Consider the following 14,960-nt stretch of genomic DNA (forward strand, 5'->3'; position numbering starts at 1 on the left):
GCGACGGAGGCCGGGGCGACCCGGCCTTCGTCGTTTCACGCCTCGGGCGCATCAGGGTTTGCAGGGGCTCGGGGGAGGTGTGGGAGCGACGTAAGTCGCGATGAGGCCTTCAATGGAAAGCCCATCGCGACTTACGTCGCTCCCACGTTCCGCATCTCGCATCACACGTCCGGGCCATGCAACCTGCGGATGGCCTGCGCCGGGGCCTCTGGGTTACGCTGCGCCTCGCCCCACACCTTCCCAACCGGAGTGTTTCGATGGAACAGATCTTTGGCGGCGGTATTCTCTGGACCTTGCTGATCGGCTTCCTCGCCGGCCTGCTCGCGCGGGCGCTCAAGCCCGGCAACGACAAGCTCGGCTTCTTCATGACCATCGTGCTGGGCATCCTGGGCGCGCTGCTGGCGCGCTTCGTCGGCGTCCAGCTCGGCTGGTACGGTCCGGGTGAACCGGCCGGCTTCATCGCCGCCGTCGTCGGCGCCATCGTGCTGCTGGTGATCTACGCGATGGTGAAGAAGAAGCGCTGACGGTCGCGTGCCATGCCATCGAATGCCCCCTTTGTCGGGGGCATTCTTTTTCCACTGCTGCCAGGACTTTCCGTGCGCTCGACAATGCCGACCGTGTTACGCCTCCTGGCGGTGATGTCCTGCCTGTTCGTCGGCCCGGCCTTGGCCGCGTCTCCGCTCGATGGAGCGTGGCGCCTCGATTCCGGCAGCTACGTCGACGACCAGGGCCAGGAGAAAGACTATGGCAGCCTGAAACTGCAGGGCACCAAGCTGCTCACTGATGGCCATTTTTCCTTCACCACCACGCAGGACGGGCGCTTCTGGGCAGGCGGCTCGGGCACGTTCACCGCCGGTGCCGACACCTACGTGGAGACGCCACAGATGGCGTCCTACGCGGTGGTCGAAGGCGGCAACTACCATTTCAGCTACACGCTCGAAGGGAACACCTGGACGCTGGAGCGCTTCGAAGACGGCAAGCGCGTCGAGCGCGAGGTCTGGCGACGTGTGACCTCCGCGCCCTGACCGCAGCCCGCTTACTGGCTGCGGCCGTAGACATCCTCGAAGCGCACGATGTCGTCCTCGCCCAGATAGCTGCCCGACTGCACTTCGATCAGTTCCAGCGGCACCTTGCCCGGATTCTCCAGGCGATGCTTCACGCCCAGCGGGATGTAGGTGCTCTCGTTCTCCGACAGCAGCAGCGTTTCGTCGCCGCGTGTGACCTTGGCGGTGCCGCTGACCACGATCCAGTGCTCGGCGCGGTGGTGGTGCATCTGCAGGCTGAGCGAAGCGCCCGGCTTGACCTTGATGCGCTTCACCTGGTGGCGCCCGCCGTTGTCGACGGAATCGTAGCTGCCCCACGGACGATGCACTTCACGGTGCAGGACCGCCTGGCTGCGCTGCTCCTTCTTCAGCTGCGCGACCACCTGCTTGACCTCCTGCACGCGGTCCTTGCGCGCGACCAGCACAGCGTCGTCGGTCTCGACCACCACGATGTCGTCCACGCCGACCAGCGCGACCAGGCGTTGCGCGTAGGCGTAGCTGTTGCGACTGTCCACGGCGATGACGTCGCCATGATGCGCATTGCCATCGGCGTCGCGGTCGGCCACGTCCCACAGCGCCGACCAGCTGCCGACATCGTTCCAGCCGATATCGACCGGCAGCACCATCGCATGGTCCGTCTTCTCGAAGACCGCGTAGTCGATGGAATCGGACGGACAGGCAGCGAAGGCCGCCTTGTCCAGGCGGACGAAGTCGCCGTCATGGCGTGCGGCCGCATGCGCTGCGCGCACGGCGTCGACGATGTCGGGACGGAAGCGTGCAAGCTCTTCCAGATAGCGGCTGGCGCGGAACAGGAACATGCCGCTGTTCCAGTAATAGCCGCCGGCATCCAGATACGACTGGGCGGTGGCGGCATCGGGCTTCTCGACGAAGCGCGAGACCTTGCGCAGGCCGTCACCGGCCTCGGCCTGGATGTAGCCGAAGCCGGTTTCCGGCGCATCCGGCACGATGCCGAACGTCACCAGCGCACCCGCCTCCGCAGTGGGGGACGCGTCGCGTATGGCGCGCTGGAAACCGGTCACGTCGCGAACCACATGATCCGACGGCAACACCAGCAGCAGTGGATCCGCACCGTCCGCCATCGCCTGCAACGCCGCGGCGGCGATCGCCGGCGCGGTATTGCGTCCGACAGGTTCCAGCAGGATGGAGGGCACCGGCGCACCGATCTGCCGCAACTGTTCGGCGACCAGGAAACGGTGCTCTTCGTTCGCGACCACGATGGGGGCGAGTTCGGCGATGGCCTCCACGCGGCGCCACGTCGCCTGCACCATGGTGTCATCACCGGCGAGCGGCAGGAACTGCTTGGGATAGGCCTCGCGCGACAGCGGCCACAGCCGCGTGCCGGAGCCGCCGGACAACAGCACGGGTTGAAGTTTGGCCATGCAAGCCTCGCAAGTCGGTAGGGCGCCAGTTTACCCTGTAGCCCTTATCGCCTCCGCGTGGTCGCCACTGCATGAACCCCACGATTCAGGACCCCTCCGGACGGGGTGCCCAACGCCTGGAATGGGCGCGCGGTGCGCTCGGCGACCCGTACGCGCAGCTCGAACGCGCTTCGATGGATGCCGGTTTCCGCAGCTACTGGCGATCGCTGGGCGATGGCCCGGGACGGATCGTGATGGATTCCCCACCCGGGCTTGAGGACGTGCGCCCGTGGCTGGCGATGCGCGACCTGCTGCTCAGTGGCGACGTGCGCGTGCCGGACGTGCTGGCCATCGACACCGACCTCGGCTTTCTGCTGCTCGAGGATCTTGGCGGCCCGACGCTGGCACACGTGATCAGTGAAGACAACGCCGACACCTGGTTCGATGCCGCCATCGAACAGCTGCTGCGCCTGCAGGCCATCGCACCGCCGGACGGCATGGGCGAGTTCGGCGAGGCACTGCTGCAGCGCGATGCCGGCTTGTTCGACGAGTGGTTCCTGCGCCGACACCTGGGGCTGACGCTGGACTGTGGCGAAATCGAAGCGCTGGAGTTGTCGCAGCGCCGGCTGATGGACAACGCATTGAACCAGGCGCGCGTGCTGACTCATCGCGACTTCATGCCGCGCAACCTGATGCCGATCACGCCGGGTCCGGCCGTGCTGGACTTCCAGGACTGCGTGCGCGGACCGGTGGCCTACGATGCGATGAGCCTGTTCAAGGATGCGTTCCTGAGCTGGCCGATCGAACGCGTCGATGGCTGGCTCGCGCGCTACCACGCCCGTGCGACGCGCGCCGGCGTACCCGTGCCGGAACTGAAGATCTTCCTGCGCGATGCCGACTGGATGGGTATCCAGCGACACCTGAAGATCCTCGGCATCTTCTCGCGCCTGCACTACCGCGACGGCAAGACCCGCTACCTGCCAGACGTACCACGGTTCATCCGCTACCTGGACGAGGTGCTGCCGCGCTACCCGGAACTGGCTGGACTGCGCACGCTGCTCGACAGTCGCATCAAGCCCGTGCTGCACGCGCGCGGTGAAATCGCATGAAGGCACTCGTCTTCGCGGCCGGCCTCGGCGAGCGCATGCGCCCGTTGACCGACCACACGCCCAAGCCGTTGATCGAAGCCGGCGGCAAGCCGTTGATCGTCTGGCACCTGGAGAAGCTGGCGGCGATGGGCGTGCAGGACGTGGTGGTCAACACCAGCTGGCTCGCCGACCGCTTTCCTGCCGTGCTCGGCGACGGTGCGCGCTGGGGTCTTCGGCTGCATTACCTGCACGAAGGCGACACGCCACTGGAAACCGGCGGCGGCATGCTCAATGCGCGACCCGTGCTCGGCGAGGCGCCTTTCCTGCTGGTGAATGGCGATATCTGGACCGACTTCGACTTCGCGCGACTGCCGCGCGAGCCGAAGGGGCTGGCGCACCTTGTGATGATCGATCCGCCCGGCTATGCCACGAACGGAGACTTTGCTCTGGATGACGCCGGAAATGTCCGCAAGGAGGGTGCGAATCGTCTGACCTACGCCGGCATCGGTGTTTACAGGACCGAGCTGCTGGACAATTGGCAGCACCATGTCGACGATCAAGCCGGTGTCGCGTCCAACGGGAAGCCGCGCTTCCGTCTTGCACCGATCTTGCGAGCACACATGGCTGGGAACAGCATCCGCGGCGAACGTCATGCAGGGCGCTGGACCGACGTCGGCACGCCGCAGCGGCTGGCCGAACTGGAGACGAGACTAAGCGGCGGCGTGGTTTAGCTTCACGCGGACGGCATTCACAATAAAGCATCGCGCCCATGGGGCGCTCCTACAACGCATTTAGGCCTGTAGGAGCGCCCCATGGGCGCGATGTCCTTCATCCTTCGGCTCACACTGAAAGCGCATCGCCGATACGACCCTCGCCTACAGCACCTGCCGCAGGAACGGCACGGTGATCCTGCGCTGCGCCGCGAGCGATGCGCGGTCCAGCCGGTCCAGCAACACGACCAGCGCACCGAGGTCGCGGTCGGTGCGGGTGAGCAGCCAGTCCAGCGCGGCATCCTCCAGCGCCAGGCCGCGCCGCTGCGCTCGGTCGCGCAGCACCTCGCGGCGGCCGTCGTCGTCGAGCGGATCCAGCACCAGGCGCAGGCATTGCTGCAGCCGCGAGCGCAGGTCGGGCAGCACCAGGCCGATGTCGTCGGGAATGCCGCGCGCGGTGTACAGCACGTTCAACCCCGAGGCCCGGGCACGATTATGGAAGTCGAACAGCGCGACTTCGTCCTCGCGCGCACCGGCGATCGCGTCCAGTCCGTCCAGCGCCACGACGTCATGGCCTTCGAGGGCATCGAGCGCGTCGCGCATGCGCCCCGCTGCCGCCGCCAGCGGCAGGTAGGCGGCACGCCTGCCCTGCTGCTCGGTCGCGGCGCAGACCGCCAGCGCCAGATGGGTCTTGCCGGTCCTGGATGCCCCGGACAGGTATATCCAGTCCGCGCCCGCCATGGCTGCCAGTGACGACAATGCCGGCAAGGCGCCTTCAGGCGGCGCGATGAAGCTGTCGAAGCGCTGGTCCGGCGGATACCGCAGCGCCAGCGGCAATTGCGGACCCAGGCCCGCGCCCTGCTCGTCGCGACTCACGGCGTATCGGAATCCACGCGGGGTGCCGCCTGCTCGACGCTGCCCTTGTCGATGTAGGAGTCCAGCACGATCGACGGCCGGTCGCCGGCATACAGACGGCTCTGGGTGTAGCGCTCGTGCGCGAAGCGCAGCAGTACGTTGGCGATCGCCGCGATCGGCAGCGCCAGCAGCATGCCGAGGAACCCGAACAGCTGTCCGCCGGCCATGATGGCGAAGATCACCGCCACCGGATGCAACCCGATGCGGTCGCCGACGATGCGCGGCGTCAGCACATAGCCTTCCAGCATCTGGCCGACCACGAACACGCCCATCACCAGCGCCACCAGCGACCAGTCGCCACCGGATTGCACCAGCGCCGCGATCACGCCCAGCACGATGCCCGTCGCGGTACCCAGGTACGGCACGAAGCTGATCAGGCCGGCGATGATGCCGACCAGCAGGCCGACCTTCAGGCCCACGACCGACAGGCCGATGGCGTAGATCGCGCCCAGCGCCAGCATCACCAGGAACTGCCCGCGCAGGAACGCGCCCAGCACTTCGTTCGACTCCAATGCCAGCCGGTTGACGGTGGCGATGTGATCGCGCGGCACCAGCGCGGCGATGCGCTCCACCAGCAGGTCCCAGTCGCGCAGGAAGTAGAACGTCAGGATCGGCAGCAGCACCAGGTTGGCCACCCAGGCCATCACCGCGAAGCCGGAGCGCGAGAAATAGCCGAACAGCGTGGCCGCGACGCCACCTGCCTGCTGCCAGTGGCTGCGGATCCATTCGGTCAGTCGATCCGGGTCGAGCCACGCCACCAGTTCCAGCCCGGTGCGTTGTTCCACCCAGGGCAGCGCCTTTTCCACGAACCAGTCGCGGTAGGCCGGCAAAGATTCGACCACCGTGACGACCTGCCGCTCGATCATCGGCACCAGCAGGACCAGCGCGAGGACCAGCAGCAGCGTCATCAGCGTGAACACCAGGACGACCGCCGTCGTGCGCGAACGGCCGCTGCGCTCCAGCCGGTCCACCCAGGGATCGCCCAGCCAGCCGAGCAGCGCCGCGCAGACGAACGGCGTGAGCACCGGCGCCAGCAACCAGATCAGCCAGCCGACGATCAGGGCGATCAGCAACCATTGCCAGCGGCGGGCCAGCGTACCGGCCGGCGTGGTGGAGAGATCCATGCAGCGTCCTTGTGTCAGCGCATCTGGTAGGCGGGCGGCTCGCCTTCGCCGCCGGTGAAGGGAGCCTCGTCACCCATGGTGCGGCGGAAGCCGGCCAGGCCCGAGACCAGCTCCAGGTCGAGCTCCAGCACGTCGCCATTGGCGCGCACCGGCGTGATGCGGCGGACCACGGCCATCTTCTGCAGGTGGCCGGTCAGGCGCAGGTAATCGTCGGTGCTGCGGATGCCGGTGAACAGCACGCGATAGGTGCCGGCCGGACCTGCACTGCCGCGCTTGCCGTACCGCTTCACCAGTGCGTCGGCGGTGCCGTCGGCACCGGAGGCCATGGCGCGGCGCGCGTCGGCGTCGGTCACCGACCAGGTCGCCAGCACCTTGCCGGCGTCGACGAACACCCAGTCCGCCGTCCAGCCGCCCTTGGCGTTGCGGTAAAGCTTTCCGATCAGCTGCATCGGCGGGCTGTAGCGCGCCGATGCACGGGAGACAGCGGCGGTGTCCTGGCGCCAGATCGCGCCGACCAGCGCCTGTTCCGCCGCGCCGCCGGCCGGCAGGCCAAGCCCGTAGCCGCGTTCGATGGCGCGGTTGAGCAGCGGTCGCGCGGCGTTGGATTGCGGCAAGCCCACCAGGCGCGGGCCACTGCCATCGTTGATCGCCAGCCAGACCACCGGCTTCGGGCGTGGCTGCGGCCAGACCGGCAAGCCCAGCGCGCCGGCCAGGCCGTTGACCTGGTCTTCGTCGAAACGCACCACCAGCGTGGTGCGGAACGTCGGCGCACCGGTCGCCGAGGTGCCCTGGTCCTGGCGATAGTCGTAACCGTCCACGTAATCCTTGGCATTGCGCAGCTCGGCGCCGACGCCGGGACGCGACATCGCTGCGCGGTCGCCCGACAGCTTGGCCAGCACCGTGCCGAGCGCGCGCGCGAAGCCGCCCTGCCGCTCCGCCTCGCCCTGCCCGTTGACCGGCACCTCCGCCTGGTACAGCCCGCGTGCGGAGACCGCATCGCCTTCCGTGCGCAGGCCGGACTGCGCCTGCACGGCGGGCGTCGTGGTCAGTGCCGCCACCAGCAGGGCGGTGGCGAGTGCGATACCTGGGATCCGGCGCATCGAGCGTCCTTGAGCTCTACAGACCCGGTGAATTGTTGCCCGAATGACCCGATACCGCCAACGGCACCCGTTCAGGACGGTCGCTCGGCGCGCCGATTCCTTTAAAATCCCGCCTCTTGCCCCGCCGACGACCGCCCGTGACCCAGCCGACACCTTCCACCCCCACCCCGATGACCTATCGCGACGCGGGTGTCGACATCGACGCCGGCAACGAACTGGTCGAACGCATCAAGCCGCTGGTCAAGCGCAGCTTCCGGCCGGAAGTGATGGGCGGGCTGGGCGGCTTCGGCGCGCTGTTCGACCTGTCCGGCAAGTACCGCGAACCGGTGCTGGTGTCCGGCACCGACGGCGTCGGTACCAAGCTGAAGCTGGCACAGCAGCTGGGCCGCCACGACACCATCGGCATCGACCTGGTCGCCATGTGTGTCAACGACGTGCTGGTGCAGGGCGCCGAGCCGCTGTTCTTCCTCGACTACTTCGCCACCGGCAAGCTCGATGTCGACACCACCGTTGCCGTCGTCGGCGGCATCGCCCGCGGCTGCGAACTGTCCGGCTGCGCACTGATCGGCGGCGAGACCGCCGAGATGCCCGACATGTACGGCCCGGGCGAATATGACCTGGCCGGTTTCTGCGTCGCGGCGGTAGAGAAATCGCGCCTGCTGGACGGCAACAAGGTCCGCGCCGGCGACGTGCTGGTCGGCATCGCCTCCAGCGGCCCGCATTCCAACGGCTATTCGCTGGTCCGCCGCATCTACGACCGCGCCGGCCGCCCGGCCGACCTCGACGTGGGCGGCGTGCCGCTGGCCGACGCGCTGATGGCGCCGACCACGCTGTACGTGAAGCCGATCCTGGAACTGCTGCAGGCGCACGACCTGCATGGCATGGCGCACATCACCGGCGGCGGCCTGACCGAGAACATCATCCGCGTGATCCCCGACGGCCTGGGCCTGCAGATCGACGCGAGCGCGTGGGCGCTGCCGCCGGTGTTCGACTGGCTGCAGCGCGAAGGTGCGGTCGAGAACGCCGAGATGTGGCGCACCTTCAACTGCGGCATTGGCTTCGTGCTGGTGGTCGCACCGGACCAGCTCGCCGCCGTGCAGACCGACCTGGCCCGCCTGCAGCTGACCCACTGGCAGATCGGTGAAGTCGTTGCCGCCAGCGGCGGCGAACGCGTCCGCATCGGCTGAGCGCGGCATGCCGCGCAGCAAGGCGATCGCCTTCGGGCTGACGCTGGCCGTCTTCGGCGCCAGCTGGATCGCGCCGCGCTGGCCGGTCGAACAGGCCATGCACAGCAGCCTGACCGTGCTCGGGCTGGCGTGGTTGTGGTGGCATGACCGGCGCTGGCCGCTGCGGCCGGTGCACTTAGCGCTGATCTGCGGCTTCATCGTGGCGCACTGTATCGGCGCGCGCTGGCTGTATTCGTACGTGCCCTACGACGCGTGGATGCAGACCGCGACCAGCTGGTCCCCCGCGCAAGCGTTCGGCTGGCAGCGCAACCATTTCGACCGCTTCATCCACCTGATGTACGGGGTGTGCTTCACGCCCGCCATCTGGCACTGGCTGAGGCAGCGCTGGCCGGCGCTGTCGGTGGGACACGCGTTCACGCTGGCGGTGATGCTGATCATGTGCACCAGCCTGGTGTACGAATGGCTGGAATGGGGCATCGCCCTGACGATGTCGCCCGAGGCGGCGGAGTCGTACAACGGGCAGCAGGGCGATGTGTGGGACGCCCATGCCGACATGCTGCTGGCGACCCTGGGCGCCCTGCTTGTCTGGCCACTCGCCCGCGCAGAACGCCACGGAGCCACGGCATGACGCTGCGGATCGCGGTGCTGGCGTCGGGTCGTGGCAGCAACCTGCAGGCCATCCTGCAAGCCATTGGTGCCGGGACCCTGGATGCCGAGGTGGTCGGCGTGTTCTCCGACAAGCCGGCCGCCCCCGCCTTGCGGCAGGTGCCGGCGTCGCGACGCTGGAGCGCCCGCCCGAGTGCCTTTCTTGACCGCGCCGCCTACGAGGCGGCCCTGTCGGACGCCGTAGCTGCCGTCCACCCGGACTGGGTGGTGTGCGCGGGCTACATGCGCATCCTGGGGGACGCCTTCATCGCCCGCTTCCGCGGCCGCCTGCTGAACATCCATCCCTCGCTGCTGCCCAGGTACCGGGGGCTGCACACCCATGCCCGCGCCATCGAGGCCGGCGATGCCGAACACGGCGCGAGCGTCCACTTCGTCATTCCTGAACTGGATGCCGGCGCCGTCGTTGCCCAGGTCCGGGTGCCGGTGCTGCCGGACGACACCCCGGAAGCGCTGGCCGCACGGTTGCTTCCCCGCGAGCACGCCCTGCTGGTGGCCGTGCTTCGACTGGCCAGCGAGGGCCAGCTGGCTGAACAGGGCGACATCACGCGCTGTCACGGTCAGCCGTTATTAAATCCCCTGTCCCTAGATTCGGCCGACCGTCTTGCTTTGTGACACCACCCTCGCCCCGATGACCCTCCCCTTCCGCTCCCTGCTGCTCGGCCTGGTCCTGGCCGGTTCCGTGGCGCCCGCCTGGGCGCTGGAGCCGTTCGTGGCCAGCTACCAGGCCTACAACGAGGGCAAGCTGGCCGGCAGCGCCAGCATGAAGGTCGTGCCCAAGGCAGGCAGCCAATGGCAGATCGACCTGAACGTGAAGGGCACGCGCGGATTCGCACGTCTGGCGGGCCTCAACATCGAACAGAGCACGGTCTTCGACAATGTCGACGGGCAGTTCCGCCCGCTCAGCCAGGCCACGGTCCGGCACGCGCTCTTCATGGGCAAGAAGATGGTCGGCACCTACGACTGGAATGCCCGTACCGCGCAGTGGCAGGGCGATATCAAGAAGGACCGGCGCGCGCCGCTGTCCTTGCAGCCGGGCGACATGAGCGCCCTGCTGATGAACCTGGCGGTGATCCGCGACGCTGCCCCGGGCAAGCACCTGGATTACCGCGTGGTGGACAACGGGCGGATCCGCGAGTACCAGTACGTGGTCTCGCCCGAGCCGGAAACCGTGACCGTCGAAGACCTGAGCTACAGCGCGCTGCGCGTGAGCCGGGCCAACGGCGGCAATGACGAAACCATCTTCTGGGTCGCCGACGGCGTGCCCACCCCCGTGCGCATCCTGCAGCGGGAGAACGGCCAGGACGGCGTGGACCTTCGCCTGGTCGAATACCAAGGAGCCCCTTGAACATGATGACGACCCCACTCGCCTCCTCGCGCTTCCTGCTCGCCGCGGCACTGCTGGCCGGCGCCAGTGTTCCCGCGCTGGCGGTCGAAGCCTTCACGGCGCAGTACAACGCCAGCGCGCTGGGCATGGTCGGCGAAGGCCAGATGTCGGTGGCGCCCCAGCCCGGCAACCGCTGGCAGTACTCGCTGACCGTGCGCAATCAGGCTGTCGACCTGAGCCAGAAGACCGTCTTCGATGTGCAGGACGGCCGCATGCGCCCGCTCAGCAGCAGCGACAGTTCGCGCCTGCTGATCAAGAAGAAGACCGTGAACACGGTCTACGACTGGTCGAGCGCGCAGGCCACCTGGACGGGCGACGTGAAGCCCGACCGGGCCGGCCCGGTAAAACTGGCCGCAGGCGACATGGATGCGCTGCTGGTCAACCTGGCCATCGTGCGCGACGTGGCCGCCGGCAAGCCGCTGACCTACCGCATGGTGGAGAACGGCCGCGCCAAGGCGATGAACTACCAGATCGCCGGCAAGGAGCGCATCACCATCGCCGGCAAGCCGCAGGAAGCCACCAAGGTCGTGCGCACCGATGGCGACAAGCAGACCATCGTGTGGGTGGTCGCCGACGCGCCGGTGCCGGCGCGCATCCTGCAACGCGAGAAGGGCCAGGACACCATCGACCTGACCCTCAAGTCCTGGCGCTGACCATCCCTCCGGAGAAAATCCCATGACAAGGATGTCCGCGCTGCTGGCCATCTCATCCGCCGCACTCGCGACGGCGGCGGCCCCGGCGCATGCGCTGAAGCCCTTCACCGCCCAGTACGATGCCTCCTTCAAGGGCATCTCGGCGGGCGGCTCGATGTCGCTCTCGCAGCAGGGCAACCGCTGGACCTACGCGATGGGCATCCGCAATGCGATGGCCAACCTGAGCCAGGCCACCGTGTTCGAGGATGCCGCGGGGCGCTATCGGCCGTTGGGAGGCAGCGACCGTTCGACCTATCTGATGAAGACACGATCGGTCGTCACGCATTACAACTGGAAAGGCATGCAGGCGCGCTGGACCGGCGACGTGAAGCCGCAGCGGGCAGGCCCGGTGGCGATGCAGGTCGGCGACATGGATGCGCTGCTGGTGAACCTGGCGCTCGTCCGCGATGTCGGCTTCGGCCGCACGTCGATGAACTACCGGCTGCTGGAGAACGGCAAGGCCAAGCCCATGGCCTACCGCGTCGCCGGCCGCGAGAAGATCACCGTGGGCGGGCGTGCGCTGGACACGACGAAGGTCGTGCAGAGCGCCGGTGGCAAGCAGACCACCGCGTGGATCGCCGCTGGCGTACCAGCGCCCGTCCGTATCGTGCAGCGCGAGGACGGCAGCGAAGTGTTCCGCCTGCAGCTGACCTCCTGGCGCTGAGCCGGGGGCGAACGGAAAAGCCCGGCGGATGCCGGGCTTCTTCATTCCGCGTCGGGCTGGAACACCGTCTTGCAGTCCATGCGGATGGTGCCGCTGCCGTTACGCCATGCGAAGGCGTTGCACTGGCGATTTCCTTCCTGCGTCTGTTCCACCACCACGGTGAAGACGGCCTGCGCGATCTCGCCCTGCGTCACCGTGCCGTCGCCGTTCCAGTCCATGTCCTGAGTGGTGATGCCGTGCGTCGCGGCCGAGCCGGTGTAGTGGAGCCACGCGACCAGGGCGAGCAGCGCCACCACGATGCCCAACAGGATCTTGCGCCGCAGCGGGAAGCGCGAGCGGATCCCGGAGAGTTTCGGATCGTGCCTGCTCACGACACGCGCCTGATTTTCGCGCCCAGGCCGCCCAACTTCTCCTCGATGTTCTCGTAACCACGATCGAGGTGGTAGATGCGGTCGATCGTGGTGTCCTCGTTGGCGACCAGGCCAGCGAGGATCAGCGACGCCGAGGCACGCAGATCGGTCGCCATCACCGGCGCCCCACCCAGCTTCTCCACGCCACGCACGATGGCGGTATGGCCCTCGACGCGGATGTCCGCCCCCAGGCGCAGCAGTTCGTTGACGTGCATGAAGCGGTTTTCGAAGATCGTTTCGTTGATCACGCCCACGCCGTCGGCCACGCAGTTCAACGCCATGAACTGCGCCTGCATGTCGGTGGGGAATGCCGGGTACGGCGCGGTGGTCAGGCTGACGGCCTTCGGACGCTTGCCCTGCATGTCCAGCGTGATGCTGTCGGCGGTGGTCTCGATCTTCGCGCCGGCTTCCGTCAGCTTGTCCAGCACCGCTTCCAGCGTGTCGGGACGCGCGTTGCGCGCGGTGACCTTGCCGCCGGTCATCGCCGCGGCGACCAGGAATGTGCCCGTCTCGATGCGGTCAGGCACCACGGAATGACGTCCGCCGCCGAGACGCTCTACGCCATGGATAACGATGCGCGAGGTGCCGGCGCCCTCGATCTTCGCGCCCAGCGCATTGAGGCATTCGGCCAGGTCGGTGACCTCCGGCTCCATCGCCGCGTTCTCCAGCACCGTGGTGCCTTCGGCCAGCGTGGCCGCGGCCATGACGTTCTCGGTGCCGGTCACGGTGACCATGTCGAACACGAAGCGCGCGCCCTTCAGACGTGCCGCGCGCGCCTTGATGTAGCCGTTCTCGACGGTGATCTCGGCACCCAGCGCCTGCAGGCCCTTGATGTGCTGGTCGACCGGGCGCGAGCCGATCGCGCAGCCGCCGGGCAGCGACACCACCGCGGCGCCATGGCGGGCGACCAGCGGGCCGAGCACGAGGATCGACGCGCGCATGGTCTTGACCAGTTCGTACGGCGCGACGAAGCGGCTGACGGTGGTCGGGTCGACGGTGATGCCGCGCCCCTTGGCGAGCGTGCCCTCGTCGATGGTGATGCCGGCGCCCAGCTCACCCAGCAGCTTGATGGTGGTCACCACGTCGTGCAGGTGCGGCACGTTGGTGATCTCCACCGGCGCGTCCGCCAGCAGCGTCGCGCACAGGATGGGGAGCACGGCGTTCTTGGCGCCCGAGATGGTGACTTCGCCGTTGAGCGTGTTGCCACCGGTGACGATGATCTTCTGCATGGAAATCCGGAGTGGGAGTGCGGGTGGAGGACGGTACCGCGTGGCGCGTCAGCGCGCGGCGCCGGCTTCGTCAGGGGTGATGGTCCTGAGCTGCAACGCATGGATCGCGCCGCCCATCAGGTCGCCCAGCGTGGCGTAGACCATGCGGTGCCGGGCCAGCGGCAGCTTGCCGCGGAACGCCTCGGATACCACGGTCGCCTCGAAGTGGACGCCATCGTCGCCCTGTACGTCGGCACGGGCGCCCGGCAGGCCGGATTCGATCAGTTTACGGATGGTTTCGGCGTCCAACGGGCTTTCCTAATAAAATACCCGGCCATTCTACCCGCCGGCGCCCTGTCCGCATGCCCCAGCCGAAGCCCCTGACCCCGTCCGTCTCGCCTGCCAGCCTGGCGGCCAGCGGCCGTCGGGTGATCGAGATCGAGGCGCGGGCGCTGGACGCACTGGCCGCCCGCATCGACGGCACCTTCGCCACGGCCTGCCAGGCGATCCTGGGCGGCAACGGCCGCGTGGTCTGCACCGGCATGGGCAAGTCGGGGCACGTGGCCCGCAAGATCGCCGCGACGCTGGCCTCGACCGGCACGCCCGCGTTTTACGTGCACCCGGGCGAAGCCGGGCACGGCGACCTGGGCATGATCACCGACGCCGATGTGGTGCTGGCCTTGTCGTATTCGGGCGAATCGGACGAAGTGCTGATGCTGTTGCCGGTGCTCAAGCGCCAGGGCAATACCGTCATCGGCATGACCGGCCGACCGCAGTCCACGCTGGCACGCGAGAGCGATATCCACCTCGACGTCAGTGTCCCGGCCGAGGCCTGCCCGCTGGACCTCGCTCCGACCAGCAGCACCACGGCCTCGCTGGCGATGGGCGATGCGCTGGCCGTGGCGCTGCTGGACGCGCGCGGCTTCACTGCCGACGACTTCGCCCGCTCCCACCCCGCCGGCAGCCTCGGCCGCCGTCTGCTGCTGCACATCACCGATGTGATGCACGCGGGCGACGAGGTGCCTCGCGTGGACGTTGGCGCGACGCTGAGCGAAGCACTCGTGGAGATGAGCCGCAAGCGCCTGGGCATGACCGCCGTGGTGGCACCCGATGGCCGCCTGGCCGGGTTGTTCACCGATGGCGACCTGCGCCGCACGCTGGACAATCCGGCGCTCGACGTCCGCAGCGCCCGCATCGCCGACGTGATGACGCGCGCCCCCAGGACCATCGGTGCCGACCAGTTGGCGGTGGAAGCGGCGCGCCTGATGGAAACGCACAAGATCAGCGGTCTCATCGTGGTGGATGCAGAGCATCGCCCGGTCGGCGCGCTCAACATTCACGACCTGTTGCGTGCCCGCGTGGTGTAACCCCACGTGTCGCTTTCCCAACC

At 68.1% G+C, this 14,960-nt stretch carries 18 protein-coding genes; 11 read left to right on the forward strand and 7 right to left on the reverse strand.

Annotated elements, in window-relative coordinates:
• Window positions 1-257: 257 nt before the first annotated feature.
• Both CSC78_RS13640 and CSC78_RS13645 read left to right on the forward strand, forming a co-directional pair.
• A complete protein-coding gene (locus CSC78_RS13640; protein ID WP_162338411.1) occupies window positions 258-524 on the forward strand; it encodes a GlsB/YeaQ/YmgE family stress response membrane protein in 267 nt (88 codons plus the stop codon).
• 93 nt (window positions 525-617) lie between these two features.
• Window positions 618-1,025 carry a hypothetical protein gene (locus CSC78_RS13645; RefSeq protein ID WP_162338412.1) on the forward strand — a complete coding sequence of 136 codons (408 nt, stop codon included), beginning with the start codon at window positions 618-620 and terminating at the stop codon, window positions 1,023-1,025.
• 11 nt (window positions 1,026-1,036) lie between these two features.
• Here the strand turns inward: CSC78_RS13645 and CSC78_RS13650 are convergent, their stop codons facing one another.
• Entirely contained in the window at window positions 1,037-2,443 is a 1,407-nt protein-coding gene (locus CSC78_RS13650; protein WP_162338413.1) for a mannose-1-phosphate guanylyltransferase/mannose-6-phosphate isomerase, read from the reverse strand.
• Window positions 2,444-2,514: 71 nt separating this feature from the next.
• Here CSC78_RS13650 and CSC78_RS13655 point away from each other — a divergent pair, with 71 nt between their 5' ends.
• Both CSC78_RS13655 and murU read left to right on the forward strand, forming a co-directional pair.
• Window positions 2,515-3,531 carry an aminoglycoside phosphotransferase family protein gene (locus CSC78_RS13655; protein ID WP_162338414.1) on the forward strand — a complete coding sequence of 339 codons (1,017 nt, stop codon included), beginning with the start codon at window positions 2,515-2,517 and terminating at the stop codon, window positions 3,529-3,531.
• Entirely contained in the window at window positions 3,528-4,241 is a 714-nt protein-coding gene (gene murU, locus CSC78_RS13660) for an N-acetylmuramate alpha-1-phosphate uridylyltransferase MurU (RefSeq protein WP_162338415.1), read from the forward strand. Before CSC78_RS13655 ends, murU begins: the two co-directional genes overlap by 4 nt.
• Window positions 4,242-4,385: 144 nt before the next feature.
• On the opposite strand, the gene hda is transcribed toward murU, so the two are convergent.
• The 3 genes from hda to CSC78_RS13675 are packed head-to-tail and all read right to left on the reverse strand — an operon-like array spanning window position 4,386 to window position 7,359.
• Window positions 4,386-5,069, reverse strand: a complete 684-nt coding sequence (hda, locus tag CSC78_RS13665) for a DnaA regulatory inactivator Hda (protein WP_162338428.1) — start codon at window positions 5,067-5,069, stop codon at window positions 4,386-4,388.
• Window positions 5,070-5,092: 23 nt separating this feature from the next.
• A complete protein-coding gene (locus CSC78_RS13670; RefSeq protein WP_162338416.1) occupies window positions 5,093-6,259 on the reverse strand; it encodes an AI-2E family transporter in 1,167 nt (388 codons plus the stop codon).
• A gap of 14 nt (window positions 6,260-6,273) precedes the next feature.
• Window positions 6,274-7,359, reverse strand: a complete 1,086-nt coding sequence (locus CSC78_RS13675; protein WP_162338417.1) for a DUF2066 domain-containing protein — start codon at window positions 7,357-7,359, stop codon at window positions 6,274-6,276.
• Window positions 7,360-7,529: 170 nt separating this feature from the next.
• Here CSC78_RS13675 and purM point away from each other — a divergent pair, with 170 nt between their 5' ends.
• The 6 genes from purM to CSC78_RS13705 are packed head-to-tail and all read left to right on the forward strand — an operon-like array spanning window position 7,530 to window position 11,952.
• A complete protein-coding gene (purM, locus tag CSC78_RS13680; protein ID WP_162338429.1) occupies window positions 7,530-8,546 on the forward strand; it encodes a phosphoribosylformylglycinamidine cyclo-ligase in 1,017 nt (338 codons plus the stop codon).
• 7 nt (window positions 8,547-8,553) lie between these two features.
• Complete coding sequence (locus tag CSC78_RS13685) at window positions 8,554-9,174, forward strand: DUF2238 domain-containing protein (protein WP_162338418.1); 621 nt, start codon at window positions 8,554-8,556, stop codon at window positions 9,172-9,174.
• Window positions 9,171-9,824 carry a phosphoribosylglycinamide formyltransferase gene (gene purN, locus CSC78_RS13690; RefSeq protein ID WP_162338419.1) on the forward strand — a complete coding sequence of 218 codons (654 nt, stop codon included), beginning with the start codon at window positions 9,171-9,173 and terminating at the stop codon, window positions 9,822-9,824. The genes CSC78_RS13685 and purN overlap by 4 nt, the downstream gene beginning before the upstream one ends.
• A gap of 16 nt (window positions 9,825-9,840) precedes the next feature.
• Complete coding sequence (locus CSC78_RS13695; RefSeq protein WP_162338420.1) at window positions 9,841-10,557, forward strand: DUF3108 domain-containing protein; 717 nt, start codon at window positions 9,841-9,843, stop codon at window positions 10,555-10,557.
• Between the two features lie 2 nt (window positions 10,558-10,559).
• Window positions 10,560-11,249 (forward strand): DUF3108 domain-containing protein, encoded by a 690-nt coding sequence (locus tag CSC78_RS13700; protein ID WP_162338421.1) that lies wholly within the window; start codon window positions 10,560-10,562, stop codon window positions 11,247-11,249.
• A 22-nt stretch (window positions 11,250-11,271) separates the two neighbouring features.
• On the forward strand, window positions 11,272-11,952 hold the full coding sequence (locus CSC78_RS13705) for a DUF3108 domain-containing protein (protein WP_162338422.1): 681 nt from the start codon (window positions 11,272-11,274) through the stop codon (window positions 11,950-11,952).
• Window positions 11,953-11,993: 41 nt separating this feature from the next.
• Here CSC78_RS13705 and CSC78_RS13710 read toward each other — a convergent pair whose 3' ends face one another.
• Genes CSC78_RS13710 through CSC78_RS13720 form a run of 3 tightly spaced genes read right to left on the reverse strand, consistent with a single transcriptional unit; the run spans window position 11,994 to window position 13,879 of the window.
• Complete coding sequence (locus CSC78_RS13710) at window positions 11,994-12,323, reverse strand: EF-hand domain-containing protein (RefSeq protein WP_238391283.1); 330 nt, start codon at window positions 12,321-12,323, stop codon at window positions 11,994-11,996.
• On the reverse strand, window positions 12,320-13,591 hold the full coding sequence (gene murA, locus CSC78_RS13715; protein ID WP_162338423.1) for a UDP-N-acetylglucosamine 1-carboxyvinyltransferase: 1,272 nt from the start codon (window positions 13,589-13,591) through the stop codon (window positions 12,320-12,322). Before murA ends, CSC78_RS13710 begins: the two co-directional genes overlap by 4 nt.
• A gap of 48 nt (window positions 13,592-13,639) precedes the next feature.
• Window positions 13,640-13,879: a BolA family protein gene (locus CSC78_RS13720; protein WP_162338424.1), complete on the reverse strand. Its 240-nt coding sequence runs from the start codon at window positions 13,877-13,879 to the stop codon at window positions 13,640-13,642.
• 53 nt (window positions 13,880-13,932) lie between these two features.
• On the opposite strand from CSC78_RS13720, the gene CSC78_RS13725 reads away from it, so the two are divergent.
• A complete protein-coding gene (locus tag CSC78_RS13725) occupies window positions 13,933-14,937 on the forward strand; it encodes a KpsF/GutQ family sugar-phosphate isomerase (RefSeq protein ID WP_162338425.1) in 1,005 nt (334 codons plus the stop codon).
• Window positions 14,938-14,960: the final 23 nt, after the last annotated feature.

This window comes from Pseudoxanthomonas japonensis (assembly GCF_010093445.1).
GTDB lineage: Bacteria > Pseudomonadota > Gammaproteobacteria > Xanthomonadales > Xanthomonadaceae > Pseudoxanthomonas_A > Pseudoxanthomonas_A japonensis.